This is a genomic window from Ruegeria sp. BHSA191 (assembly GCF_059613325.1).
The window spans coordinates 85,324-109,424 of sequence record NZ_JBXWSH010000006.1 but is presented as its reverse complement, the minus strand read 5'-3'; the positions used below and the strand labels follow the sequence as shown (position 1 = coordinate 109,424).

Annotated in this window: 26 protein-coding genes; 11 read left to right on the top strand and 15 right to left on the bottom strand. The window is 63.6% G+C overall.

Annotation, left to right across the window (positions count from 1 at the left end; genetic code table 11):
* Positions 1-10 precede the first annotated feature (10 nt).
* From sdhA to AC2FNS_RS08640, 8 genes are all read right to left on the bottom strand, one after another.
* On the bottom strand, positions 11-1,816 hold the full coding sequence (gene sdhA, locus AC2FNS_RS08675) for a succinate dehydrogenase flavoprotein subunit (protein ID WP_496683195.1): 1,806 nt from the start codon (positions 1,814-1,816) through the stop codon (positions 11-13).
* A gap of 19 nt (positions 1,817-1,835) precedes the next feature.
* Positions 1,836-2,207, bottom strand: a complete 372-nt coding sequence (gene sdhD / locus AC2FNS_RS08670) for a succinate dehydrogenase, hydrophobic membrane anchor protein (protein WP_496711664.1) — start codon at positions 2,205-2,207, stop codon at positions 1,836-1,838.
* A gap of 13 nt (positions 2,208-2,220) precedes the next feature.
* Complete coding sequence (gene sdhC / locus AC2FNS_RS08665; protein WP_149776949.1) at positions 2,221-2,607, bottom strand: succinate dehydrogenase, cytochrome b556 subunit; 387 nt, start codon at positions 2,605-2,607, stop codon at positions 2,221-2,223.
* Between the two features lie 215 nt (positions 2,608-2,822).
* On the bottom strand, positions 2,823-3,485 hold the full coding sequence (locus tag AC2FNS_RS08660) for a DUF1194 domain-containing protein (protein ID WP_496711663.1): 663 nt from the start codon (positions 3,483-3,485) through the stop codon (positions 2,823-2,825).
* Positions 3,486-3,545: 60 nt separating this feature from the next.
* Positions 3,546-4,574: a MaoC family dehydratase gene (locus tag AC2FNS_RS08655; protein WP_496711662.1), complete on the bottom strand. Its 1,029-nt coding sequence runs from the start codon at positions 4,572-4,574 to the stop codon at positions 3,546-3,548.
* A complete protein-coding gene (locus tag AC2FNS_RS08650; protein WP_496683208.1) occupies positions 4,574-4,780 on the bottom strand; it encodes a DUF1737 domain-containing protein in 207 nt (68 codons plus the stop codon). The genes AC2FNS_RS08655 and AC2FNS_RS08650 overlap by 1 nt, the downstream gene beginning before the upstream one ends.
* A gap of 12 nt (positions 4,781-4,792) precedes the next feature.
* Positions 4,793-5,347, bottom strand: a complete 555-nt coding sequence (locus AC2FNS_RS08645; RefSeq protein WP_496797735.1) for an NnrU family protein — start codon at positions 5,345-5,347, stop codon at positions 4,793-4,795.
* Positions 5,348-5,353: 6 nt separating this feature from the next.
* Complete coding sequence (locus AC2FNS_RS08640; protein ID WP_496711660.1) at positions 5,354-6,211, bottom strand: HpcH/HpaI aldolase/citrate lyase family protein; 858 nt, start codon at positions 6,209-6,211, stop codon at positions 5,354-5,356.
* Positions 6,212-6,390: 179 nt separating this feature from the next.
* Between AC2FNS_RS08640 and AC2FNS_RS08635 the strand changes: the two genes are divergently transcribed.
* A complete protein-coding gene (locus AC2FNS_RS08635; protein WP_496711659.1) occupies positions 6,391-6,696 on the top strand; it encodes a hypothetical protein in 306 nt (101 codons plus the stop codon).
* A 3-nt stretch (positions 6,697-6,699) separates the two neighbouring features.
* Here AC2FNS_RS08635 and AC2FNS_RS08630 read toward each other — a convergent pair whose 3' ends face one another.
* The gene (locus AC2FNS_RS08630; protein WP_496711658.1) at positions 6,700-7,455 is read right to left on the bottom strand and encodes a sulfite exporter TauE/SafE family protein; all 756 of its coding nucleotides are present in this window, start codon (positions 7,453-7,455) and stop codon (positions 6,700-6,702) included.
* Between the two features lie 160 nt (positions 7,456-7,615).
* Here AC2FNS_RS08630 and mdh point away from each other — a divergent pair, with 160 nt between their 5' ends.
* Positions 7,616-8,578 carry a malate dehydrogenase gene (gene mdh, locus AC2FNS_RS08625; protein WP_496683221.1) on the top strand — a complete coding sequence of 321 codons (963 nt, stop codon included), beginning with the start codon at positions 7,616-7,618 and terminating at the stop codon, positions 8,576-8,578.
* A 98-nt stretch (positions 8,579-8,676) separates the two neighbouring features.
* On the opposite strand, the gene AC2FNS_RS08620 is transcribed toward mdh, so the two are convergent.
* Positions 8,677-9,669: a zinc transporter ZntB gene (locus AC2FNS_RS08620; protein WP_496711657.1), complete on the bottom strand. Its 993-nt coding sequence runs from the start codon at positions 9,667-9,669 to the stop codon at positions 8,677-8,679.
* 368 nt (positions 9,670-10,037) lie between these two features.
* Here AC2FNS_RS08620 and sucC point away from each other — a divergent pair, with 368 nt between their 5' ends.
* The 7 genes from sucC to lpdA all read left to right on the top strand — a co-directional run bounded on the left by sucC (position 10,038) and on the right by lpdA (position 18,970).
* Positions 10,038-11,231 carry an ADP-forming succinate--CoA ligase subunit beta gene (sucC, locus tag AC2FNS_RS08615; protein WP_496683226.1) on the top strand — a complete coding sequence of 398 codons (1,194 nt, stop codon included), beginning with the start codon at positions 10,038-10,040 and terminating at the stop codon, positions 11,229-11,231.
* A gap of 84 nt (positions 11,232-11,315) precedes the next feature.
* Positions 11,316-12,200: a succinate--CoA ligase subunit alpha gene (sucD, locus tag AC2FNS_RS08610; RefSeq protein WP_496683228.1), complete on the top strand. Its 885-nt coding sequence runs from the start codon at positions 11,316-11,318 to the stop codon at positions 12,198-12,200.
* Between the two features lie 44 nt (positions 12,201-12,244).
* Positions 12,245-12,787 (top strand): DUF805 domain-containing protein, encoded by a 543-nt coding sequence (locus AC2FNS_RS08605; protein ID WP_496683231.1) that lies wholly within the window; start codon positions 12,245-12,247, stop codon positions 12,785-12,787.
* The gene (locus AC2FNS_RS08600; protein ID WP_496683233.1) at positions 12,784-15,738 is read left to right on the top strand and encodes a 2-oxoglutarate dehydrogenase E1 component; all 2,955 of its coding nucleotides are present in this window, start codon (positions 12,784-12,786) and stop codon (positions 15,736-15,738) included. The genes AC2FNS_RS08605 and AC2FNS_RS08600 overlap by 4 nt, the downstream gene beginning before the upstream one ends.
* 6 nt (positions 15,739-15,744) lie before the next feature.
* Entirely contained in the window at positions 15,745-17,238 is a 1,494-nt protein-coding gene (gene odhB, locus AC2FNS_RS08595; protein ID WP_496683236.1) for a 2-oxoglutarate dehydrogenase complex dihydrolipoyllysine-residue succinyltransferase, read from the top strand.
* Between the two features lie 4 nt (positions 17,239-17,242).
* Positions 17,243-17,512 carry a hypothetical protein gene (locus AC2FNS_RS08590; RefSeq protein WP_496711656.1) on the top strand — a complete coding sequence of 90 codons (270 nt, stop codon included), beginning with the start codon at positions 17,243-17,245 and terminating at the stop codon, positions 17,510-17,512.
* Positions 17,513-17,581: 69 nt separating this feature from the next.
* On the top strand, positions 17,582-18,970 hold the full coding sequence (gene lpdA, locus AC2FNS_RS08585; protein WP_496688049.1) for a dihydrolipoyl dehydrogenase: 1,389 nt from the start codon (positions 17,582-17,584) through the stop codon (positions 18,968-18,970).
* An 18-nt stretch (positions 18,971-18,988) separates the two neighbouring features.
* On the opposite strand, the gene AC2FNS_RS08580 is transcribed toward lpdA, so the two are convergent.
* Positions 18,989-19,567 carry a TetR/AcrR family transcriptional regulator gene (locus AC2FNS_RS08580; protein ID WP_496711655.1) on the bottom strand — a complete coding sequence of 193 codons (579 nt, stop codon included), beginning with the start codon at positions 19,565-19,567 and terminating at the stop codon, positions 18,989-18,991.
* Between the two features lie 102 nt (positions 19,568-19,669).
* On the opposite strand from AC2FNS_RS08580, the gene AC2FNS_RS08575 reads away from it, so the two are divergent.
* Positions 19,670-20,263, top strand: a complete 594-nt coding sequence (locus tag AC2FNS_RS08575; protein ID WP_496711654.1) for an NAD(P)H-dependent oxidoreductase — start codon at positions 19,670-19,672, stop codon at positions 20,261-20,263.
* On the opposite strand, the gene AC2FNS_RS08570 is transcribed toward AC2FNS_RS08575, so the two are convergent.
* The 4 genes from AC2FNS_RS08570 to AC2FNS_RS08555 are packed head-to-tail and all read right to left on the bottom strand — an operon-like array spanning position 20,264 to position 23,169.
* Positions 20,264-20,869, bottom strand: coding sequence for a pyridoxamine 5'-phosphate oxidase family protein (locus tag AC2FNS_RS08570; protein ID WP_496688041.1), 606 nt, complete (start codon positions 20,867-20,869; stop codon positions 20,264-20,266).
* Complete coding sequence (locus AC2FNS_RS08565; protein ID WP_496711653.1) at positions 20,853-21,596, bottom strand: lysophospholipid acyltransferase family protein; 744 nt, start codon at positions 21,594-21,596, stop codon at positions 20,853-20,855. The genes AC2FNS_RS08570 and AC2FNS_RS08565 overlap by 17 nt, the downstream gene beginning before the upstream one ends.
* Entirely contained in the window at positions 21,596-22,495 is a 900-nt protein-coding gene (locus AC2FNS_RS08560) for a cell division protein FtsX (RefSeq protein WP_496711652.1), read from the bottom strand. The genes AC2FNS_RS08565 and AC2FNS_RS08560 overlap by 1 nt, the downstream gene beginning before the upstream one ends.
* Positions 22,492-23,169, bottom strand: a complete 678-nt coding sequence (locus AC2FNS_RS08555) for a cell division ATP-binding protein FtsE (protein ID WP_496711651.1) — start codon at positions 23,167-23,169, stop codon at positions 22,492-22,494. The genes AC2FNS_RS08560 and AC2FNS_RS08555 overlap by 4 nt, the downstream gene beginning before the upstream one ends.
* A 182-nt stretch (positions 23,170-23,351) precedes the next feature.
* Here AC2FNS_RS08555 and AC2FNS_RS08550 point away from each other — a divergent pair, with 182 nt between their 5' ends.
* Entirely contained in the window at positions 23,352-24,095 is a 744-nt protein-coding gene (locus AC2FNS_RS08550; RefSeq protein WP_496797863.1) for a zinc-ribbon domain-containing protein, read from the top strand.
* The last annotated feature ends 6 nt before the right edge of the window (positions 24,096-24,101 follow it).

Sequence of the window (24,101 nt, the reverse complement as noted above, 5' to 3'; positions counted from 1 at the left end):
GTTCCTCTCCTTAGAAGGTCCGCGCCTTGGGCGCGATCTTTTCAAGGCTGATGCCGCCCTGTTCTTCGGGCGTCAGCGGATCGACGATGACCGGGCGATAGCTCAACTCGACCGAGTTGCCCTCGACCCGCGCCACGGTGTGCACGCGCCAGTTCTCATCGTCGCGCTCGGGGAAGTCCTCGTGCGCGTGGGCGCCGCGGGATTCCTTGCGCGCCTCGGCACCAACGATGGTGGCCAGCGCGTTGGGCATCAGGTTGGTCAGCTCCAGCGTTTCCATCAGGTCGCTGTTCCAGACCAGGCTGCGGTCGGTGACCTTCAGGTCGTCCAGCTTTGCCGCGATCGCGGTCATCTTCTCGACGCCTTGCGCCAGCGTCTCGGCGGTGCGGAACACGGCTGCATCTTCCTGCATGGTCTTCTGCATTTCCAGCCGCAATTCGGCGGTCGGGGTCGCGCCATTGGCGTTGCGCAGCGCGTCGAACCGGTCGAAGGCCTTGTCGACCGACGCCTTGTTCAGCACAGGGTTCGGCGCCTCGGGGTCCACCACCTTGCCGGCGCGGATCGCGGCGGCCCGGCCGAACACCACCAGGTCGATCAACGAATTCGAGCCCAGTCGATTGGCACCGTGCACCGAGGCGCAGCCGGCCTCGCCCACGGCCATCAAGCCGGGCACCACGGCGGTGGGGTTGTCGGCGGTCGGGTTCAGAACCTCGCCCCAATAGTTGGTCGGAATGCCGCCCATGTTGTAGTGCACCGTCGGCAGAACCGGGATCGGCTCCTTGGTCACGTCGACGCCGGCAAAGATTTTGGCCGACTCCGAGATCCCCGGCAACCGTTCAGCCAGAGCCTCGGCCGGCAGGTGCGACAGGTTCAGGTGGATGTGATCACCATTCTTGCCCACACCCCGCCCTTCGCGGATTTCCATCGTCATGCAGCGGCTGACATAGTCACGCGGCGCCAGGTCCTTGTAGTGGGGCGCATAGCGCTCCATGAACCGTTCGCCTTCCGAGTTGGTCAGATATCCACCCTCGCCGCGCGCGCCTTCAGTGATCAGACAGCCCGAGCCATAGATGCCGGTCGGGTGGAACTGCACGAATTCCATGTCCTGCAGCGGCAGACCCGCGCGGGCCACCATGCCACCACCATCGCCGGTGCAGGTATGGGCCGAGGTCGCGCTGAAATAGGCGCGGCCGTAACCGCCCGTAGCCAGCACGACCATCTTGGCGTTGAAGACATGCATGGTACCGTCGTCCAGCTTCCAGCAGACGACGCCCTGGCACTGACCGTCCTCGGACATGATCAGGTCGATCGCAAAATACTCGATGTAGAATTCCGCGTTGTTCTTCAACGACTGTCCGTACAACGTGTGCAGGATCGCGTGACCGGTCCGGTCGGCGGCGGCACAGGTGCGCTGCACCGGCGGGCCCTCCCCGAATTCAGTGGTGTGGCCACCGAAGGGGCGCTGATAGATCTTGCCTTCCTCGGTCCGGCTGAAGGGCACGCCATAGTGCTCCAGCTCATACACCGCCTTGGGCGCCTCGCGCGCCAGGTATTCCATCGCGTCGGTGTCACCCAGCCAGTCCGAGCCCTTGACGGTGTCATACATGTGCCACTGCCAGTGGTCGGGGCCCATGTTCGACAGCGACGCCGCGATGCCGCCCTGTGCCGCGACGGTGTGCGAGCGCGTCGGAAAAACCTTGGTCACGCAGGCCGTGCGCAGCCCCTGCTCGGCCATGCCCAGCGTGGCCCGCAGCCCGGCCCCACCGGCGCCGACGACAACCACGTCATATTCGTGCGTTTCGTATTCGTATGCAGCCATTTCTTTCAGCTCCGGGGTGTTAGAGGGCGATGCGGGCGATGGCAAAGATGCCAGCGGCGGCCGCGCCATAGGACAGACAGGTCACGAGGATGATCAGAACCTTTTCAAGCGTGCCGTGCACATAGTCCTCGATCATCACCTGCGCGCCATCGGCGAAGTGCTTGAAGCCAACGGCCAGCGTCAGCGCCGCAACGATGGCCGGGAACGGGCGCGAATAGTAGTCCAGCATCACGTCATAAGGCTGGCCCAAGGTCGGCCCGAAGGTAAAGACGAACAGCGGCACGAGGATCAGCAAGGCAACCGAGCTGACCTTAATCGCCCAGAAATGCTGGGTGCCGGATTTGGCCGAGCCCAGGCCAAGGGCACGCTTGCGGTCGGTAAGGTAACGCATGTCAGGCCTCCGGTTATGCAACGATCAACAGGGTGACGAGGGTCAGAACGACCGATCCGATCACGACCGCCCAACCCAGCTTGTAGGCAGTGGGCAGGTCCAGCCCGACGGCGTTGTCCCAGATCAGGTGGCGGATGCCGGCCAGGGTGTGGTACCACAGCCCCCACAGCGACAAAGCCATCACCAAGTCGCCCAGCAACGACGTAATCACGGCATTGGCGGTTGCATAAGCCTCGGGCGAGGTGGCCGCGGCCAGGAACCACCACACGATCAGCAGCGCCGCCACCAACATGGCGTTGCCGGTGATCCGCGTGAGGATCGAGGTGACAGAGGTCAACTGTGGACGATAGATCGACAGATGCGGCGAAAGCGGGCGGTTCCCCCGATTGACATCGGCCATGGCGGCTCCTTTTTGGGTTGGCTACCGAAGGTTTTACTGCTTTTTACATCTCTGTCACGCGCCGCAGGTGCAAAAAAGAGCAAATTGCGCGCAAATGACCCTATTGGCCGTTTTTTGTGATCACGCAAAATATTCCCGTGATCACAAATCTCATCGCCACCCGTCAATGTTAGCGTTTTCAGGCCGCAAGCGATGTGATCACGAATCTTTTTCCGTCACTTGACCCTGGCCGTCTGGCGGGTGACTTCGCGCAGCAGTTTCTTGCGGATACGTTCTGGATAGTCTTCAAAACCCGCAGCCGAGACCACGAAGGCACCTTCGCCCACGATGACGTTTTCATAGAAATAGGCGGTCAGATCGGGCTCGCTTTCCTCGATGGCGATGGCGTTCACGGTGATCCCCTGACGGCGCAGCAGGTCGTGTATCTCGGTCGGCTCAATGCCTTCGTTCGACACCCCGTCGCCCGAGATGTCGATCAGGCGGCGCTTGCAGTCGGGTACGTCCAGAAAACTGTTCACGGTCATTTCCAACGCCTCGCCGATCGCGGTCGAGAAGTTGCGCCACACGCGGGGATCGGTCGCCACCTGTTCCGCAAATGCGTCCACCGCGGCGAACCCGTCGATGCGGGTCCAGGGGATGGTGATGCGCTGGCGCGACGCGCCGGTCCATTGCACCAGCATCAGCCGGGCCTGGCCGCGCACCAGCGCCTCGGACACGGCCGGGTCGCGCAACCCGGCCGCCAGGCCATCCATCTGGATGCGGTATTCCGAACTGTCGACCGAGCCGGAAACATCCACGGCCAAAGCCAGCGCCAGATCGCAGGCCGACGCCGGACGGCCAAGGCAGAGCGCAGCAGCAAGGATACGCAGAAAAGACATGAGCCGAACCTAGCACGGTTCGGCCCGGTCGGAATCACAAGACTGTGGGGGTCAGCCCGCTCAGATCGGCATCAGCGCCCAATAGTCCAGATCCAGCAGCACGTCGGGGCTGTACTTTCCATCCTGGCCGCGCAAGGCAAAGGGCTCGCCGCCCTTGGTCGCCACCAGTCGCAGGCGGATGGCACCCACACCCGGCACGCCGGTTTCGGCCTTGTCCAACACCTCGGACCACGCCTTGATGGTGTCTCCGGCGAAACAGGGATTGGCATGGGCACCGCCGTTCAGGCCGACGATCATCTGCGCATTGGCCAGCCCGTTGAAGGACAAGGCGCGCGCCATCGAGATCACATGGCCGCCATAGATCAGCCGCCCATCGGGCCGGAAAGTCAGGTCGAAATGCACTTTGGCGGTGTTCTGCCACAAGCGGGTGGCCAGCATGTGCTCGGCATCTTCCACGGTCACGCCATCGACATGGTCGATGGTTTCGCCGATCTGGTAGTCACCCCAGCGGTGCGGTTCACCTGCCAGAGCAAAGTCATATTTGCTGAAATCCAGCCCGTTCGGCACCATGAGGTCACCGGGCTCCAGCGCCTTTTTAAGGTCCGGCACCACGGTTTCCGGGGCAGGCGCGTCAAGGTTCGATTTCCGCACCATCACCCAGCGCACATATTCGATCACCACCTCGTCGCGCTGGTTCAGCCCGCGCGTGCGCACCCAGACCACGCCGGTCTTGCCGTTCGAGTTCTGTTTCAGCCCGATGACCTCGGATTCCGACCGCAGGGTGTCTCCGGGATAGACCGGCTGCAGCCAACGCCCCTCGGCATAGCCCAGGTTCGCGACCGCGTTCAGCGACACATCCGGAACCGTCTTGCCGAACACCACATGGAACGCCGCCAGATCGTCGATCGGGCTTTGCGGCAGGCCACAACTCCGGGCGAACTCGTCCGAGGAATAGAGCCCGTGGCGGGCGGGATAGAGCGCATGATAGAGCGCGCGCTCACCCACCGTCACGGTGCGGGGCACCGCATGGTGCAGCACCTGCCCGATGGCGTAATCCTCGAAAAAGCGGCCCGGATTGGTTTTTGCCATTACTGCTGTCCCAGTTTCATGTCAGGGGAATAATCGGCCGCGACCTGCTTGGTCACGGCCTGCGCACAGCGCATCTTGTTGGTGGACGGATCGAAGGCATAGGCCGGAGAGCCGTGCAGCTCCCACCCTTTGGCCAGCGCCTCGGACACCTTGTGGCAGAAGGCCGAGGTGTCCTCTTCGGTCAGCAGTCGATAAAGTTTCGCCATCAGATCATCCGCCTAGCCCGGGAACGGAGACGGGCCGACCAGCCCGTGAATGTAGCCGATGACGCCCAGCAGCACGATCGAGGCCGTGAAGAACATCGCATCCTTGCCCAGCGTTCCCGGCTCGCCCGGGGTCCAGTCGGGCTCGGACTTGTTGATGACGATCACTTCGACCACCGCCCATGCCAACAGGCCGCCGAACAGGATGATCGACGCCAGATCACCATTGACCAGCAGATGCGCAAAGGCCCAGAGCTTGAACCCGCCCAACATCGGATGACGCACCTTGTTCAGCAGTCGGCCCTTGGTTCCGGCCGGGCTCATCATCCAGATCGCGATCAACACCAGCAGGTTGTTGATGTGGATCATGAAGCTGGGTGGTGCCCAGACATGGATGAAATCGGTCATGCGATAGCCGAAAATCATCAGCAGGATCGACACGACCAGCGCACCCGCAACGGCCCCCTTGCCGGCGTCACCCATGGCCGCGCGGCGGGCGGGCATCAGGCGCTTGAACAGATGTGCGGCCCACCAAAGCGCCACACCGAGAATGAGAAGAACGAAGCCCATGCTGGCTTACCCCGCTTGCAAAGCTGATATCGCCTCTGCTTTTGCCAGAATTTCGCGGGCAGTTACAACGTGCAGATTTTCCACGATCTTGCCATCGACCACGGCAACGCCCTGCCCCTTGGCCTCGACCGCTTCGAAAGCGGCGATCTGACGGCGGGCCAGGTCGATCTCGGCTTCGGAGGGGGCGAAGGCGGTGTTGGCGGTCTCGACCTGCGCGGGATGGATCAGGGTCTTGCCGTCGAAACCCATGTCGCGGCCCTGCGCGCATTCGACGGCCAGCCCCTCGGTATCCTTGAAGGCGTTGTAGACACCATCGACGATCACCAGCCCCTCGGCCTTGGCGGCCAGCAGGCACAGACCCAGCGAGGTCATCAGCGGCAGGCGGTCGGGGCGGAAGCGGGTCTGAAGCTCTTTGGCCAGATCGTTGGTGCCCATGACAAAGCCCGCCATCAGCGGATGCGCCGCGATCTCGGCCGCGTTCAGCATGCCGCGCGGGGTCTCCATCATCGCCCAGATCGGCAGGTCGCCGGTGATTGCGGCCAGCGCATCGACATCGGCGGCCGAGTTGACCTTGGGCAGCAGCACCACGTCGGCATCCATCTCGCGCACGGCCTCGGCATCGGCGGGGCCCCAAGGGGTGTCCAGACCGTTGATTCGCACGATCTTGACGCGCGGGTCATAGCCGCCCGACGCCAGCGCGGCCTTGAGCGTTTCACGGGCATTGTCCTTTTCATCGGCGGCAACGGCGTCTTCAAGGTCAAAGATGATGGCATCGACGGGCAGCGAGCGCGCCTTGTCGAGCGCCCGTTCCTTGGAGCCTGGAATGTAGAGAACGGATCGGTAGGGGCGCTGGCGCGGGTCCATGGGAACCTCTCGTTGAAATAAAGTTGCGCAGAATGGGGCATTTTTTGCCGGAAAGTTCAAGCGTAAAATCGCCGCATTGCAGCATGTGACGCGACGCCCCCCGCAACGCGCGTCGCCTTAACCGGATTTCGGCATGGTTGGGCCAGCCTTTCTCGGGCAACAGGCAGAAGGGGCTGACGATGAAAATGACGTTTCTAAAGATGACGATGGGTCTGGGCATCATGGCGCTGGCCGCGCAGCAGTTGCAGGCGCAGACGCCGAACTGTGCGCCGCGGGCCGATGCGCTGCGTCGGCTGGCCGAGACCTATGGTGAGACCCGACGCGGCATCGGCATGGTGCAGCAGGGGGCGGTGATGGAGGTCTTTGCCTCGGACGAAACCGGCACCTGGACGATCACCGTGACCTTGCCGGATGGCATGACCTGCCTGATCGCGGCAGGCGAGGCCTATGAGGTTCTGGCCGAATCGTTGCCGCCCAATGCCTGACGTTCAGGTCAGCGCGTCCCAGATCAGTTTCGAGCCGGTCAGGGTCAGCAGAACATAGGCGATGGCAAAGAACAGGCGCTCGGACATCATCCAATGGGCGCGCACGCCCAGCCAGGCGCCGAGGATGGCGAAAGGGGTCAGCAGCAGGTCGGCCCAAGCGGTCTGCAGGGTGAACATGCCCAGATAGGCATAGGGGACGAACTTGGCGATGTTGATGATCCAGAAGACCAGCACGGTGGTGGCCTGGAACTCGGTTTTCGTCAGGCGCTGTGACAGCAGATAGACGGCGGCGGGCGGGCCGCCGGCGTGGCTGACGAAGCTTGTGAAGCCGGCGACCAGCCCCGCGAACAGCCCGGCCGGAGGCGGCAGGCGGTTGGCGAAGCCGCGCACCCAGCCGCGGGTCTGCGCCACATGCCAGACAACGAAGCCCACCGAAATGCCCCCGATCAGCAGCCGCAGCAGGTCTTCGTCGGTCGCCCGGTACAGCAGCGCGCCCAGCGCCACGCCCGGCACCGCGCCCAGCATCAGCAGACGCGCGTCGGGCCAGTTCCACCGTTTCCAGTAGGGGCGCAGGGTGGCCAGGTCGATCACCATCAAGATCGGCAACATTAGCGCCAGCGCCTGCCCCGGATCAAGGATCAACGCCAGAATCGACGACGACGCAAAGGCCACGCCCGAGCCGAAGCCGCCCTTGGAAATGCCTGCAAAGATCACGGCCGGGATCGCCACGGCAAAAAACATCAGGTTCAATTCGACCATGCGGCGGCCTCGAAACGGCTTGTCCTGTGGGTGGTTTAGCGCAACCGGCCCGGGGCAGGCAAACGGTATGCGGTCGCATGCCGCGCCGCAGAACCCTTGCGCAACGGCGTTTTAGCGACTAGCAAAACCGCGATTTCAAAACCGACCGGAGACAATCCAAATGGCCAGACCCAAGATCGCGCTGATCGGCGCAGGTCAGATCGGGGGCACGCTTGCCCACCTCGCAGCAATGAAGGAACTGGGGGATGTCGTTCTGTTCGACATCGCCGAGGGCATCCCGGAAGGCAAGGCGCTGGACATCGCCGAATCCGGCCCGTCCGAGGGCTTTGACGCCAAGCTGAAGGGCACCCAGTCCTATGAGGACATCGCAGGCGCAGACGTCTGCATCGTGACCGCCGGCGTGCCGCGTAAGCCGGGCATGAGCCGTGACGACCTGCTGGGCATCAACCTGAAGGTGATGAAGTCGGTCGGTGAAGGCATCGCCGCCCACGCCCCCGACGCCTTCGTCATCTGCATCACCAACCCGCTGGACGCGATGGTCTGGGCGCTGCGCGAGTTCTCGGGCCTGCCCCACAACAAGGTCTGCGGCATGGCCGGCGTGCTGGACTCGGCCCGCTTCCGCCACTTCCTGGCAGAAGAATTCGACGTGTCGATGAAGGACGTCACCGCCTTTGTTCTGGGCGGCCATGGCGACACGATGGTGCCATCGGTGCGCTATTCGACCGTTGCCGGCATCCCGCTGCCCGACTTGGTCAAGATGGGCTGGACCACGCAGGAGAAGCTGGACGCCATCGTCCAGCGCACCCGTGACGGCGGCGCCGAGATCGTCGGCCTGCTGAAGACCGGCTCGGCCTATTACGCGCCCGCCACCTCGGCGATCGAAATGGCCGAAGCCTATCTGAAAGACCAAAAGCGCGTTCTGCCCTGCGCGGCCTATTGCGATGGCGAGTTGGGCGTGAAGGGCATGTATGTAGGCGTGCCTACCGTAATCGGCGCCGGCGGCATCGAGCGGATCGTGAACATCCAGTTGAACGCGGAAGAACAGGACATGTTCGACAAGTCAGTCAACGCCGTGAAGGGTCTGGTTGAGGCCTGCAAAGGCATCGACAGCTCGCTGGCGTAACACTCGGCTCGGGTCACCGGGGCTCCGGTGGCCTCGTCAAACAATCGATCGTCGCCCCGCTGGTGCCCACCGGCGGGGCGTTTCGATTGACAGGACGGTCAGCGAAACATCCCAAGCCATCGCGCCACCAGCAACAGCACCCCTCCCAGGGCCACCAGCAGCAAACAAACAACCCAGAATGCGTTCGGGTCTTGGGCCCCGGGGATGCCGCCGACGTTGATCCCCAGTACGCCAGCCACCAGACCCAGGGGCAGAAATACGGCGCTGACCACTGACAATACCAGCATACGGTTGTTCATGCGTTCGGCACGTTCATCCATCAGCTGGTCGTGAATGATCTGAACCCGTTCGCGCACAGCCGCCAGATCTTCGCCAATGCGGTAGATGCGCTCCGAGGCTTCGCGCAATCTCGACCGGTCATAGGGCTGCAGCCAGGGCAAATCTTCGATCTCGAGCGTCGTCAACGCATCGCGCTGTGGCACTAGGTATCGCCGCAGAACGATGGATGACCTGCGGATCGCCGCGAGTTCGGCCCGGGAAATTTCGGCATCCGGCTCCAACAGCAACTCCTCGAGGTCATCCACGCGTTCGTTCAGATCGGTGATAGCGGGCTCGGCCCGGTCGGCCAGCCGCAAGGCCAACCGCGCGACGAAGTCACCCGGCGATCGCGGTGCCTGCCCACGATCGATTGCCGCCAGCATGTCCGCAACCGCATCCAGTGGGCGGCGCCAGACACCGATGATCTTTGTTTCCGTCAGCCAAAGTCTGACCGAGATCATGTCCTCGGGCGGCTGCCCTTCCAGCAGGTTCACGCCCCGCAGGTTCAGTATGACGCCTCCGCCATGCACGGTGCAGCGGGGCCGTGTTTCGCCGGCCATCAGCGCATCTATCACGAACTCATCCAGCCCGGCGGCGCGGAGCAGCGCAACCGTGCATTCTCCCTCAAGACGCAAGTGCTGCCAGGCAAACTGCTCTTCCGGACCGCGGGGTGACCAAGCGGGAAAGCCATCGGCATCCAGCAGCCGCGCATTGCCAGATCCATCGAAGATCATGGTCATCGTGTCGGGAAGGGAAGGAGTGGTCACTGTCATCCGCTCAGTCATTTCTTATTCGACCCAAGTATCTTGACGGATCAAGACAGGTCCAGACAGGTTAGCGGCCAAGCGCGCCGGCGCCAAGTCATTCGAATTCGGCGAGGCCCGATACTCCACCGCGATCCGAGCCAGTACTGTTGGCGCAAACGGCTTAGAAGGCGACTCTTGAATGTATTTTTGCGACAGATTCTCGGCGGGTCGAATCAACATCAACCAACTCATCTTTTGTGATCACACCCCAAAATGCCGTGATCACAAAAGCGGAAAATCCTCGGCAAAAACCTTCTTCCGGTAAGAAAACCCTTTAATTTTGCCCGTTGGACACCCCTATAACGATCCAATCGTAGTCAGACGGGACAGTTTCGATGAACATTCACGAATATCAGGCCAAGGCCCTTCTTCGCAGCTATGGCGCGCCGGTTTCGGACGGTCGTGCGGTGCTGCGTGCGGAAGAGGCGAAAACCGCAGCCGGTGAACTGGACGGCCCGCTTTGGGTGGTCAAGGCGCAGATCCATGCCGGGGGCCGCGGCAAGGGTCACTTCAAGGAACCCGACGCCGGCGACAAGGGCGGCGTGCGTCTGACCAAATCGGTAGAGGAAGCCGCCGAGGAAGCCAAGAAGATGCTGGGTCGCACGCTGGTCACGCACCAGACCGGCCCCGAAGGTAAGCAGGTCAACCGCGTGTATATCGAGGCCGGATCCGGCATCGAGCGCGAGCTGTACCTGGCCCTGCTGGTCGATCGCCAGACCAGCCGCATCTCGTTCGTGTGCTCGACCGAAGGCGGCATGGACATCGAGGAAGTGGCCGCCGCGACGCCCGAGAAAATCCTGTCCTTCTCGGTTGACCCGGCCACCGGCTATCAGCCGTTCCACGGCCGCCGCATCGCTTTCTCGCTGGGTCTGGAAGGCGGGCAGGTCAAGCAGTGCGTGCGCCTGATGGGCATCCTGTACAAAGCCTTCGTCGAGAAGGACATGGAGATGCTGGAAATCAACCCGCTGATCGTGGCCGAGGGCGGCGACCTCAAGGTGCTGGACGCCAAGCTGAGCTTTGACGGCAACGCGATCTACCGCCATCCCGACATCGCCGAACTGCGCGACACCACCGAGGAAGACCCCAAGGAGTTGGAAGCCAGCAAATACGACCTGAACTACATCGCGCTGGACGGCGAGATCGGCTGTATGGTCAACGGCGCGGGCCTGGCCATGGCCACGATGGACATCATCAAGCTTTACGGAGCCGAGCCGGCCAACTTCCTGGACGTGGGCGGCGGCGCCACCAAAGAGAAAGTGACCGAGGCGTTCAAGATCATCACCAGCGACCCGAACGTCAAAGGCATCCTGGTCAACATCTTCGGCGGCATCATGCGCTGCGACGTCATCGCCGAAGGCGTCGTCGCCGCGGTGAAAGAGGTGGGCCTGAAGGTTCCGCTGGTGGTGCGTCTGGAAGGCACCAATGTCGAGAAGGGCAAAGAGATCATCAACAGCTCGGGCCTGGACGTGATCGCCGCCGACAACCTGGACGACGCCGCGCAGAAGATCGTGAAGGCGGTCAAGGGCTGAACCCGTTAACGCAGGGCGGGTCACGGCCCGCCATTCCGATGAATGCTGGCGGGTCGGACCCCGCCGAAAACAGGAGAACGCCAAATGGCAGTCCTCATCGACGAAAATACCAAAGTGATCTGTCAGGGCTTTACCGGCTCGCAGGGCACGTTCCACTCTGAACAGGCCATCGCCTATGGCACCAAGATGGTCGGCGGTGTGACGCCGGGCAAAGGCGGCATGACCCATCTGGGCCTGCCCGTGTTCAACTCGGTCCACGAGGCCAAGCACCAGACCGAGGCCAACGCCACCGTGATCTACGTGCCGCCGCCCTTTGCCGCGGATTCGATCCTCGAGGCGATCGACGCCGAGATGGAAGTGATCGTCTGCATCACCGAAGGCATCCCGGTGCTGGACATGATGAAGGTGAAGCGCGCGCTGGAAGGCAGCAAATCGCGCCTGATCGGCCCGAACTGCCCCGGTGTCATCACGCCCGACGCCTGCAAGATCGGCATCATGCCCGGCCACATCCACAAGCGTGGCTCGGTCGGCGTCGTGTCGCGTTCCGGCACGCTGACCTACGAGGCCGTCAAGCAGACCACCGATGTGGGTCTGGGCCAGTCCACCTGCGTGGGCATCGGCGGCGACCCGATCAAGGGCACCGAGCATATCGACGTGCTGGAGTGGTTCCTGGCCGATGACGAGACCGAGTCGATCATCATGATCGGCGAGATCGGCGGCTCGGCCGAGGAAGAAGCCGCGCAGTTCCTGGCGGATGAGGCCAAGAAAGGCCGCAAGAAGCCGGTCGCCGGGTTCATCGCTGGCCGCACGGCGCCTCCGGGCCGCCGCATGGGTCACGCGGGCGCCATCGTCGCCGGCGGCAAGGGCGGTGCCGAAGATAAGATCGAAGCCATGCGCAGTGCCGGCATCGTAGTGGCCGAAAGCCCCGCCAAGCTGGGCGAGGCCGTGCTGGAAGCGATCGGCAAGTAACCTGTCGGCCCGACTTGCGGGCCGGCCCCAGCGGAGCGAAACACATGACCTTCACCGAAGCCGTCAGAACGTGTTTCTCCAAGTATTTCACCTTCTCGGGGCGGGCCTCTCGCCCCGAGTATTGGTATTTTTTGCTGTTCATCGTGATCTGGAACGCGATCGCCGCGGTCATCGACTGGCAGTTCTTCACCCAGGTTTCGACCATCCAGACCGAGGCCGGAACCTCGGTCACCGCGGTATCCAGCCAGCCGGTTCAGACGATTGTTGGCCTGATCGTGTTTTTCCCGCATCTGGCCGTGGCCTGGCGGCGGATGCACGATACCGGGCGCAGTGGGCTTTATGCCCTGCTGCCGGTCCTTCTGATCCTTGGGGCTGCGGCCGTTCTGGTCTTTGGCATCGGCCTCGCCTCGAGCTTCCAGCATGGCGGAAACCTCGACATCCTGTTTACCCGCGCCACGCTGCTGATCGTGATCCCGACACTGCTGGTTCTTTTCGTGTCGCCCCTGCTGGTGCTGTGGTGGCTGTCCCGCCCCAGCCAGCCGGGCACCAACAAATACGGTCCCAACCCATATGAGGTAGCCCAATGACCGAACACTCGCCCAATTCCGCCTTCCATGCCTCGAGCTTCATGCAGGGGCACAATGCCGAGTATCTGGAGCAGCTTTACGCCCAGTACACCAAGGACCCCGGCGCCATCGACGCGGCCTGGGCCGAGTTCTTCCGGCAGATGGGAGACGCAGCACCCGACGTCCAGAAAGAGGCGCAGGGCCCCTCTTGGGCGCGCCCCGACTGGCCGCCGATGCCCAATGATGACCTGACCGGCGCCCTGACCGGCGAATGGGCCGAGACCGATGCCAAGGCGGCCGGCGACAAGATCAAGGAAAAGGCCGCCAAGGCGGGCGTCGAGGTCAGCGACGAGCAGGTCAAGCGCGCAGTGCTGGACTCGATCCGCGCCCTGATGCTGATCCGGGCCTACCGCATCCGCGGGCACCTGGTTGCCGATCTCGACCCGCTCGGCATGCGCTCGACCGAGCCCCACCCCGAGCTGGACCCCAAGACCTATGGCTTCACAGACGCCGACATGGACCGGCCGATCTTCATCGACAACGTGCTGGGTCTGCAGGTCGCCAGCATGCGCCAGATCGTCGAGATCGTGAAGCGCACCTATTGCGGCACCTTCGCACTGCAGTACATGCATATTTCCGACCCGGAACAGGCCGCCTGGCTGAAGGAACGGATCGAGGGCTACGGCAAGGAAATCGCCTTTACCAAGGAAGGCCGCAAGGCGATCCTGAACAAGATGGTCGAGGCCGAAGGCTTCGAGAAGTTCCTGCACGTGAAATACATGGGCACTAAGCGGTTCGGCCTGGACGGGGGCGAGGCGCTGATCCCGGCGATGGAGCAGATCATCAAGCGCGGTGGCGCGCTGGGTCTGAAGGAAATCGTCATCGGCATGCCGCACCGCGGCCGTCTGAACATCCTGGCCAACGTGATGGGCAAGCCTTACCGCGCCATCTTCAACGAATTCCAGGGCGGCAGCTTCAAGCCCGAGGACGTGGACGGCTCGGGCGACGTGAAATACCACCTGGGCGCCTCGAGCGACCGCGAGTTCGACGGCAACACCGTGCACCTGTCGCTGACGGCGAACCCCTCGCACCTGGAGGCGGTGAACCCGGTTGTTCTGGGCAAGGTCCGCGCCAAGCAGGACCAGCACGGCGACACCGAGCGCACCCAGGTCATGGGCGTTCTGCTGCACGGAGACGCGGCCTTTGCCGGTCAGGGCGTGGTGGCCGAGGGCTTTGGCCTGTCGGGTCTGCGCGGCCACCGCACCGGCGGCACCATGCATATCGTGGTGAACAACCAGATCGGCTTTACCACCGCGCCGCATTTCTCGCGTTCGAGCCCCTATCCGACCGACATCGCGCTGATGGTCGAGGCCCCGATCTTCCACGTCAACGGCGACGACCCCGAGGCGGTGGTGCATGCGGCCAAGGTGGCGACCGAGTTCCGGCAGAAGTTCCACAAGGACGTGGTCATCGACATGTTCTGCTATCGCCGGTTCGGTCACAACGAGGGCGACGAGCCCATGTTCACCAACCCGATCATGTACAAGAAGATCAAGACCCACAAGACCACGCTGTCGCTGTACACCGAGCGGCTGGTCAAGGACGGACTGATCCCCGAGGGCGAGATCGAGGACATGAAGGCCGCGTTCCAGGCGCATCTGAACGACGAGTTCGAGGCCGCCAAGGAATACAAGCCCAACAAGGCCGACTGGCTGGACGGGCGCTGGTCGCATCTGGACAAGAACAAGGAAGAATATGTCCGCGGCGAAACCGCGATTTCGCCCGACACCCTGGCCGAGGTCGGCAAGGCGCTGGTGAAGGTGCCCGAAGGCTTTGCCCTGCACAAGACGGTGGGCCGCCTGCTGGAACACAAGAAGCAGATGTTCGAAACCGGTCAGGGCTTTGACTGGGCCACCGGCGAGGCGCTGGCCTTCGGGTCGCTGCTGACCGAGGGCTACCCGGTGCGCCTGTCGGGACAGGACGCCACCCGCGGCACCTTCAGCCAGCGCCATTCGGGCTTCATCAACCAGGAAACCGAAGAGCGCTACTATCCCCTGAACCACATCCGCTCCGGACAGGCCCAGTACGAGGTAATCGACTCGATGCTGTCGGAATACGCGGTTCTGGGCTTCGAATACGGCTATTCGCTGGCCGAGCCCAACGCGCTGGTTCTGTGGGAGGCCCAGTTCGGCGATTTCGCCAATGGCGCGCAGATCATGTTCGACCAGTTCATCAGCTCGGGCGAAAGCAAATGGCTGCGCATGTCCGGCCTTGTCTGCCTGCTGCCGCACGGGTTCGAGGGGCAAGGCCCCGAGCACTCGTCGGCGCGACTGGAGCGGTTCCTGCAGATGTGCGGCCAGGACAACTGGATCGTGGCCAACTGCACCACGCCCGCGAACTATTTCCACATCCTGCGCCGTCAGCTGCACCGCACCTTCCGCAAGCCGCTGATCCTGATGACGCCGAAATCGCTGCTGCGCCACAAGCTGGCGATCAGCAATGCCGAGGACTTCACCACCGGGTCCAGCTTCCACCGGGTGCTGTGGGACGACGCGCAAAAGGGCAATTCGGACACGCAACTGGTGCCCGACGACAAGATCAAGCGCGTGGTGATGTGTTCGGGCAAGGTCTACTACGACCTGCTCGAGGAGCGCGACGCGCGCGGGATCGACGACATCTATCTGCTGCGGATCGAGCAATACTATCCGTTCCCGGCCCATTCGCTGATCAACGAGCTTGAGCGGTTCAAACAGGCCGAGATGGTCTGGTGCCAGGAAGAGCCCAAGAACCAGGGCGCCTGGAGCTTCATCGAACCCAACATCGAATGGGTCCTGACCCGGATCGGCGCCAAGCATACCCGGCCCAGCTATGTGGGCCGTGCCACCTCGGCCTCGCCCGCGACGGGTCTGGCCAGCCAACACAAAGCCCAACAAGAGGCGCTCGTGAACGAAGCGCTGAGCATTGAAGGATAAGAAACGATGACGATTGAAGTTCGTGTTCCAACGCTTGGCGAGTCGGTGACCGAAGCCACCGTTGCGACCTGGTTCAAGAAGCCCGGCGACACCGTGGCGGTCGATGAAATGCTGTGCGAGCTCGAGACCGACAAGGTCACGGTCGAGGTGCCTTCGCCCGCCGCCGGCGTGCTGGGCGAGATCGTCGCGGCCGAAGGCGAGACCGTGGGTGTCGATGCGCTGCTGGCCACGATCCAGGCCGGCGAGGGTGCCGCCCCGGCCAAGGCCGAAGCCGCCCCGGCGGCTGCCCCTGCGGCATCGGGCGGCAGCGTTGACGTGATGGTGCCCACGCTGGGCGAATCCGTGACCGAAGCCACCGTTTCGACCTGGTTCAAGAAGGTGGGCGACACCGTCGCGCAGGACGAAATGCTGTGCGAGCTGGAGACCGACAAGGTCTCGGTCGAGGTTCCCGCCCCCGCCGCCGGCGTTCTGGCCGAAATCCTGGCCCCCGAAGGCGCAACCGTCGAGGCCAACGGCAAACTGGCGGTGATCTCGGGCGCTGAAGCAGGCGCCGCACCTGCTGAACCGGCCGCGGCTGCCCCTGCAGCAGCCGCCACCGGCAAGGACGTGGCCAATGCGCCGTCGGCCGAAAAGGCCATGGCCGAGGCCGGCCTGTCGGCCGATCAGGTCACCGGCACCGGCCGCGATGGCCGCATCATGAAGGAAGACGTGGCCCGCGCCGTGGCCACCGCCGCAGCCCCTGCCGCGGCCGCCCCGGCACCGGCCGCAGCCCCGCGCGCACCCGTGGCCGCCGAGGATGCCGCGCGCGAGGAACGCGTGCGCATGACGCGCCTGCGCCAGACCATCGCCAAGCGCCTGAAGGACGCGCAGAACACCGCCGCGATCCTGACCACCTACAACGAGGTGGATATGACCGAGGTGATGGCCATCCGCAACCAGTACAAGGACCAGTTCGAGAAGAAGCACGGCGTGCGCCTGGGCTTCATGTCCTTCTTCACCAAGGCCTGCTGCCACGCTTTGAAAGAAGTGCCCGAGGTCAATGCCGAGATCGACGGCAATGACATCGTCTACAAGAACTATGTCCACATGGGCGTCGCCGCCGGCACCCCGCAGGGTCTGGTGGTTCCGGTGATCCGCGACGCCGACCGGATGTCGTTCGCCGAGATCGAGAAGGCCATCGCCGAGAAGGGCAAGCGCGCCCGCGAAGGCAAGCTGAGCATGGCCGAGATGCAGGGCGGCACCTTCACCATCTCCAACGGTGGCGTTTACGGCTCGCTGATGTCCTCGCCGATCCTGAACCCCCCGCAGTCGGGCATTCTGGGCATGCACAAGATCCAGGAACGCCCGATGGTCATCAATGGCGAGATCAAGATCCGCCCCATGATGTATCTGGCCCTGTCCTATGACCACCGGATCGTCGATGGCAAGGGCGCGGTCACCTTCTTGGTGCGCGTGAAAGAGGCGCTGGAAGATCCGCGCCGCCTGCTGATGGACCTGTAATCGCATGGCAACGCATGTTCTATGGCAGGCCGACGTGGCCGATTTCGACGCCTGGCTGAAGGTGTTCCGCGAGGATCAGCCCATGCGCAAGGCGGCCGGGATCGTCGACCTGCATGTGTGGAAAGACCCCGATCAGCGTGACCACGCGGTGGCGCTGTTCGCAGTCGCCGACCTGGACAAGGCCCGGGCGTTCTTCGACTCGGAAGAACTGGCCATGCATCACGAACGCGGTGGCGTGGCCCATATCCAGGTCAAACTGCTGACACCGGTCTAGGCCGAAACACCGGCGGCCCGCACTTCGGGTCGCCGTTCAAAATACACTCCGCGGATTTGGGAGAACAAAATGGCTAACTATGACGTCATCGTAATCGGCGCCGGTCCCGGCGGCTATGTCTGCGCCATCCGCTGCGCGCAGCTGGGCCTGAAAACCGCCGTCGTCGAAGGGCGCGAGACGCTGGGCGGCACCTGTCTGAACGTGGGCTGCATCCCCTCGAAGGCGCTGCTGCATGCCAGCCACCAATTGCACGAGGCCGAGCACAACTTTGCCAAGATGGGCCTCAAGGGCAAAAGCCCCTCGGTCGACTGGAAGCAGATGCAGGCCTACAAGCAGGACGTGATCGACACCAACACCAAGGGCGTCGAGTTCCTGTTCAAGAAGAACAAGATCGACTGGCTCAAGGGCTGGGGCTCGATCCCCGCGCCCGGCAAGGTCAAGGTCGGTGACGACGTGCACGAGGCCAAGAACATCATCATCGCCACCGGGTCCGAGGCGGCCTCGCTGCCCGGCGTCGAGGTGGACGAGAAGGTCGTCGTAACCTCGACCGGCGCGCTGGAGCTGGGCAAGATCCCGAAAAAGCTGGTGGTGATCGGCGCAGGCGTGATCGGGCTGGAACTGGGCTCGGTCTATCAGCGTCTGGGCGCCGAGGTGACGGTGATCGAGTACCTCGACGTCATCACCCCGGGCATGGACCCCGAGGTGCAGAAGACCTTCCAGCGCATCCTGAAAAAGCAGGGCCTGAACTTCGTCATGGGCGCCGCGGTGCAAAAGACCGAGGCGACCAAGACCAAGGCCAAGGTGACCTACAAGCTGCGCAAGGATGACAGCGAGCACGTGATCGAGGCCGACACCGTTCTGGTCGCCACCGGGCGCAAGCCGTTCCATGACGGTCTGGGGCTGGATGCGCTGGGGGTCGAGCTGACCCCGCGCGGCCAGATCAAGGTGGGCAAGGACTGGCAGACCAACGTGCCGGGCATCTACGCCATCGGCGACGTGATCGAAGGCCCGATGCTGGCTCACAAGGCCGAGGACGAAGGCATGGCCGCCGCCGAAGTGGTTGCGGGCAAGCATGGCCATGTGAATTATGGCGTCATTCCGGGCGTGATCTACACCTGGCCCGAGGTTGCCAATGTCGGCGAGACCGAAGCTACCCTCAAGGAGCAGGGCCGCGCCTACAAGGTCGGCAAGTTCAGCTTCATGGGCAATGGCCGCGCCAAGGCGAATTTTGCCGCCGACGGGTTCGTCAAGATCCTGGCCGACAAGGAGACCGACCGTATCCTGGGCTGCCACATCATCGGCCCCGGTGCGGGCGATCTGATCCACGAGGTCTGCGTGGCGATGGAATTCGGCGCCTCGGCCGAGGATCTGGCCCTGACCTGCCACGCGCACCCGACCTATTCCGAGGCCGTGCGCGAGGCCGCGCTGGCTTGCGGAGACGGTCCGATCCACGCCTGATGAGTTCGGCTCCGGCGGTCAGGCCGCCGGAGTCAGCCACGCCCGCAGATAGGTTTCCAGCCGGTCGGTGAATGTCGTCGCCGAATGCAGGGCGCAGAATTTCAGTGACATGGCCTGGATGGCAAAGGCCTGCACGCCCTCGGCCAGCAGGTCGGTCGACACGTCCTGTCGGACCTCGGCCTGATCCAGCCAAATCATCACGATCCGAAAGTATTTCTCGAAGCAATAGGCGATCGGCCCGATTTCAGAGATCGCGGCGGCACCGGAATAACGGATCAGCAGGTCGAACACATAGCGTTCCGACATCATGAAATCATGCACCGGGGCCAGGGCCTCGATGATCTGGGGCACGGTGTTCGGCGGTTCCGCCGCCTGCGCCTGATCCAGACAAGCGTCCAGTTTTTCGCCGATCAGGATCTCCATCAGCGCGTCCTTGTCGTGGAAATGGGCAAAGAAGGTGCCCTTGGCCACGCCGGCGGCCTGCACCACCTCTTCCACGCGCAATGCCTGGTATCCGTTCTTTTGCACCACATCCGCCGCCGCCTGCAGCAGCTTGGCGCGGGTTTTCAGGGTTCGTTTCTGAATTGTCTTTTGCATGAGGCTTGTTCGCATGTTTTTTGACCGTGGTCAAATTTGATATTGACCGTGGTCATTTTTTGATTCTATAAAATGACCGTGGTCAATTTTAGGAGAACTCCGATGCAACCCAAGAAAATTCTCATTCTCGACGGTCACCCCGCCGAAAGCAGCCTGTCGCGCACCTTTGCCGACACCTATGCCCAAGCCGCCCGCGCAAAAGGTCATGACGTGAAAACCGTTCACCTCAGCGATCTGGAGTTCGATTTCGATTTCGGACAGGGCAACTATCATGACTTCAAACCGCTGGAGCCGGTTCTGGAACAGGTTCTGCAGGATTTCGAATGGAGCGATCACCTGGTACTGACGATGCCCATGTGGTGGGGCGGCCTGCCTGCCAAGCTCAAGGGGCTGATCGACCGGATGTTCATCCCGGGCCGCACGTTCGACACCCGCAATCCCAACAAGCTGGGGCTGCCGGCGCCGATGCTGGGCGGGCGGACCGCGCGGGTCATCATCACCTCGGACACGCCGGGCTGGTTCATGCGGCTGGCCTATCGCCGGGCGCTGATCCACCAGATGCGCGGACAGGTTCTGGGGTTCGTCGGGTTCAAGCCGACACGGTTCACCTGGTTTTCCGGCGCCAGCTACCCCAAGCAGGACAGCGTCCAGAAATGGATCGCGCGGGTCACCCGGCTGGGCGCAGCGGCAGCGTGATCACCACATTGTCTTTGCGGCGCGCGCACCCCATTCCCGGTCGTAGCGTGCGCCGCCTTCCTCGCCCTGCGACACCTCGGCCAGGATCTCGCCCACTGTCGGCAATCCGGCACTGCGATCGCCGCCGGTCCAGGTTTCGGCCCGCATCAGCGCGCGGGCGCATTGCGTGTAGATTTCCCCGATTTCGATAACGATCACGGTGGCCGGTTGCTTGCCCTTTTTCTCGAACCGGGCGCGCAGGTCGGAATCGGCCGTCAACCGGGCAGTGCCATTCACCCGCACCACGTTGTTCGAGCCAGGCACCATGAACATCAGCGCCACACGCGGATCGCGCACGATGTTGCGCAGGCTGTCCAGGCGGTTGTTGCCGCGCCAGTCGGGCAAGGCAAGGGTGCCGGGGTCAAGTTCCGTGACTACCGGGCCGTCATCACCCCGGGGGCTGCCATCCACCCCTTCTGGCCCCACCGTGGACAGCACGCACAGACGCGACGCCATAATCCATTTACGGTAAAGCGGCGTCAGCTGCCGCGCGACCTTGCGCAACGAGGCCGCGCCGGGGGTGCCGTACAACGTCTCGAGCGCGGTGATGTCATTGATGTACCGCATCCGGATCAAACCCAACTTCGCGCATCAATTCGTTCGAGCGCGTCTCGATCACTTCTTCCAGCCTGGCCAGAAAGTTTTCGCGATCGACGCCCGGTTCGATCGGGTCGAGGAACTCGACGATTGCATGGCCGGGTTTACGCAGAATTCCCGACCGGGGCCAGAATACTCCCACATTGGTGGCCGCCGGCACGCAGGGGAAGCCCAGCCCCTCGTACAGAACGGCGGAGCCGACCTTGTAGGGCTTGTAGACCCCCGGCGCCACGCGGGTGCCCTGCGGATAGATCACCAGCTGTCCGGGTTCGGTAAACTCCTTGGCGACGTCCTTGACCATCTTGGCCACCGCGGCGCCGCGTTTGCCTCGATCGACCGGTATACAACCCAGTCGACGTGCGTACATACCGATGATTGGAGTCCACAGCAGTTCGCGCTTCATGATGAACTTGCCGTGGGGAACCGCGTCAAAGATCAGGATGATGTCGAAGAATGACTGGTGCTTTGCGGCGATCACCACCTCGCCCGTGGGCACGTTGCCGCGCGCCTCGCCGCGAATGCCCACCATCCAGCGCGCCAGCCAAATAGTGGTGCGCGCATAGATCTTGCAGGCGCGCAAGGCCCCGCGCTTGGAGAACAGCGCATAGGGCGCGAATACCAGGCCCAGAACCGCCATCCATGCGTAGATCGTGACCATGAAGATCAGAGAGCGTACCCATTGGAACGCCATTGCCATCACGAAAGCTCCTTCAATTTGCGACGGGCCGCCGACCATGTCGCGGCAAAGGCCACTGCCGCGCCCAGAATGGGGATTACGGCAGGCAGTAGCCAATCGAATCCCTGAAACCCAAGGCCGGTCAGGAAACCGCCCGCGTCCGAGGCCTCGGGCAGCAGCAGCACCCCGGTCAGGCCCAGAACCGCCCCCACCACGGCACCGAAAAACGCGCGCCAGGTAAACCGCCGCACGAAAGCGCCGGCGATGAAACGGTCGCGCGCGCCGACCTGACGCAACACCTCGATGATCTGGGCGTTGGCCGCAAGCGAGGCATTGGCCGCAAGCGTGATCATCGCCGCCGTGGCCCCACCGATCAGCAAGATCGAGATCCAGCCCAACCGCCGCAACGAGGTAGCCGCATCGACCAGCGGCTCGCGCCAGCGGGAATGGTCATCCAAAACGGCTCCGGGCACCTCGGCCGCCAGCCGCAGGCGCAGGCCCATCGTGTCCAGCCCCGGCTCGCCCTCGATGATTTCGATCAGCTGCGGCACCGGCAGCGTGTCCAGCGGCAGGTCTGGTCCAAACCAGGGGGCCAGCAGCGCGGCCTGCTCCTCGGCGCTGATCGCGCGGGCCGAGGCCACGCCGGGGGTCTGTTTCAGAACCTCCAACGCCGCCTGCGTCTGCGCGGCGCGCTGTTCAGCGGGCGCATTGATCCGCAGAGTGGCCGCTCCGGCCAGCTCCGAAGCCCAGCGATCGGCCAACCGGCCTGCGGCCAGCGACAGCGCCAGCGCGAACACGGCCAGAAACGCCATCGCGCCCGAGACGAACAGGGTCAGATGGGCGGTGAAGCCGGTGGGCGGCACCACGCGGTCTGCCCTTGTGTCGCGGCGCAACAGTGTGCGGATGTCCTGCCCGATCATAGGTCTGCCCCCGCCAGATGCAGCCGCCGCTGCGAGATCCGCAGCACCCGCGCCTGCACATGGCTTTTGGCCGCCCGGATCAGGCTCAGGTCATGGGTGGCGATCACCACCGTCTTGCCCATGCGGTTCAGCTCGATCAACAGCTGCATCAGCCGTTGCGACATCTCCCAATCTACGTTTCCGGTGGGCTCATCCGCGAGCACCACGTCGGGCGACAGGATCACCGCGCGGGCCAGCGCAGCCCGTTGCCGCTCGCCGCCCGACAGTTCGGGCGGCAGGGCGTCCATGCGGCTGCCGAGGCCGACCCATGTCAACAATTCGGCAAGATCGGCACCGTGGGACTCCTCCGCGCGGCCCGAGACCATCAACGGCAGGGCCACGTTCTCGGCCAGGGTCATGTGATCCAGAAATCGGCAATCCTGATGCACCACCCCGATCCGGCGCCGCAGCAGGGCCATCTGATCGCGGTCCAGCCGGGCGATGTCCTCATCAAAGGCGCTGATCCGCCCCGAACTGGCCAGCAGCGCGCCATAGCACAGTTTCAGCAGCGTGGTCTTGCCAGCCCCCGACGGCCCGGTGAGGAAATGGAAAGACCCCGGCTGCAACTGAACCGAGACATCGCTCAGCAGCTCACCGCCACCATAGCCGTAGCTGACATTTTCCAGCTCGATCACGCCTGCCCCCATTTTCGGTTGCGCCCTTCTTGCCCGAGCCCGCCCCCGGTTTCAATGCCCGCACCGGGTCCATTTGGCGACACTTGGCACGACCTGCGGAAATCGCGCTTTGCTGATATGTCTTAACGGACTATCATCCTTGGAAAAATGACGAACTGGCCCATGCCGGCCGCGGAGGCTGTATGCGACTAACATGCCCGAACTGTAACGCCCAGTACGAAGTGCCGGACGATGTCATTCCGGAAACCGGTCGGGACGTGCAATGTTCCAATTGTGAACAGACATGGTTCCAACCCAAGCATCCCGACAAGGACGGTCAGACGGATGTGACCGAAAATGAGCCCGCACCGACCTCGACCGAGACGCCGCCTGAAGACCCAGACGAGCCTACCGCGCCCAAGCTGGAAGACACGACCAGACCTGCGCCCGGATCCGAAGCCCCGAAACCGGAGCCGCGCAGCAGCGTGGACCCCACGGTCGCCAGCATTCTCCAGGAGGAGGCCGCCCGCGAGGCGGAATTGCGCGCCAAGGAAGGCACCAGCCTTGAAAGCCAGCCGGATCTGGGCTTAGACACTCCGCCCAAACCGGCGCCCGCCACCAAGCCGCCCGCTGCCACCGAAATCGCAGGCAACGCCGCGCAGACTGGCGCCTTGCCGGACGTGGACAGCATCAATTCCAGCCTGCGCGGGGATGCGGCGGCAGACGCCGCCCCTGCAACCGAGGCGGCACCGCGCCGCTCGGGCGGGTTCATGCGCGGGTTTGCCCTGATGCTGATCATCGGCGTGGTGCTGTTTCTGATCTACGGAAATGCCCGCCAGATCAGCGAGGCGGTACCGCAGGCCGAACCGGTCCTTCAGTCTTATGTGAACCTGGTCGATCAGGCCCGCGTCTGGCTGGAAACGCAGGCGGGTTCGGCAGCCGAATAGGCCGCT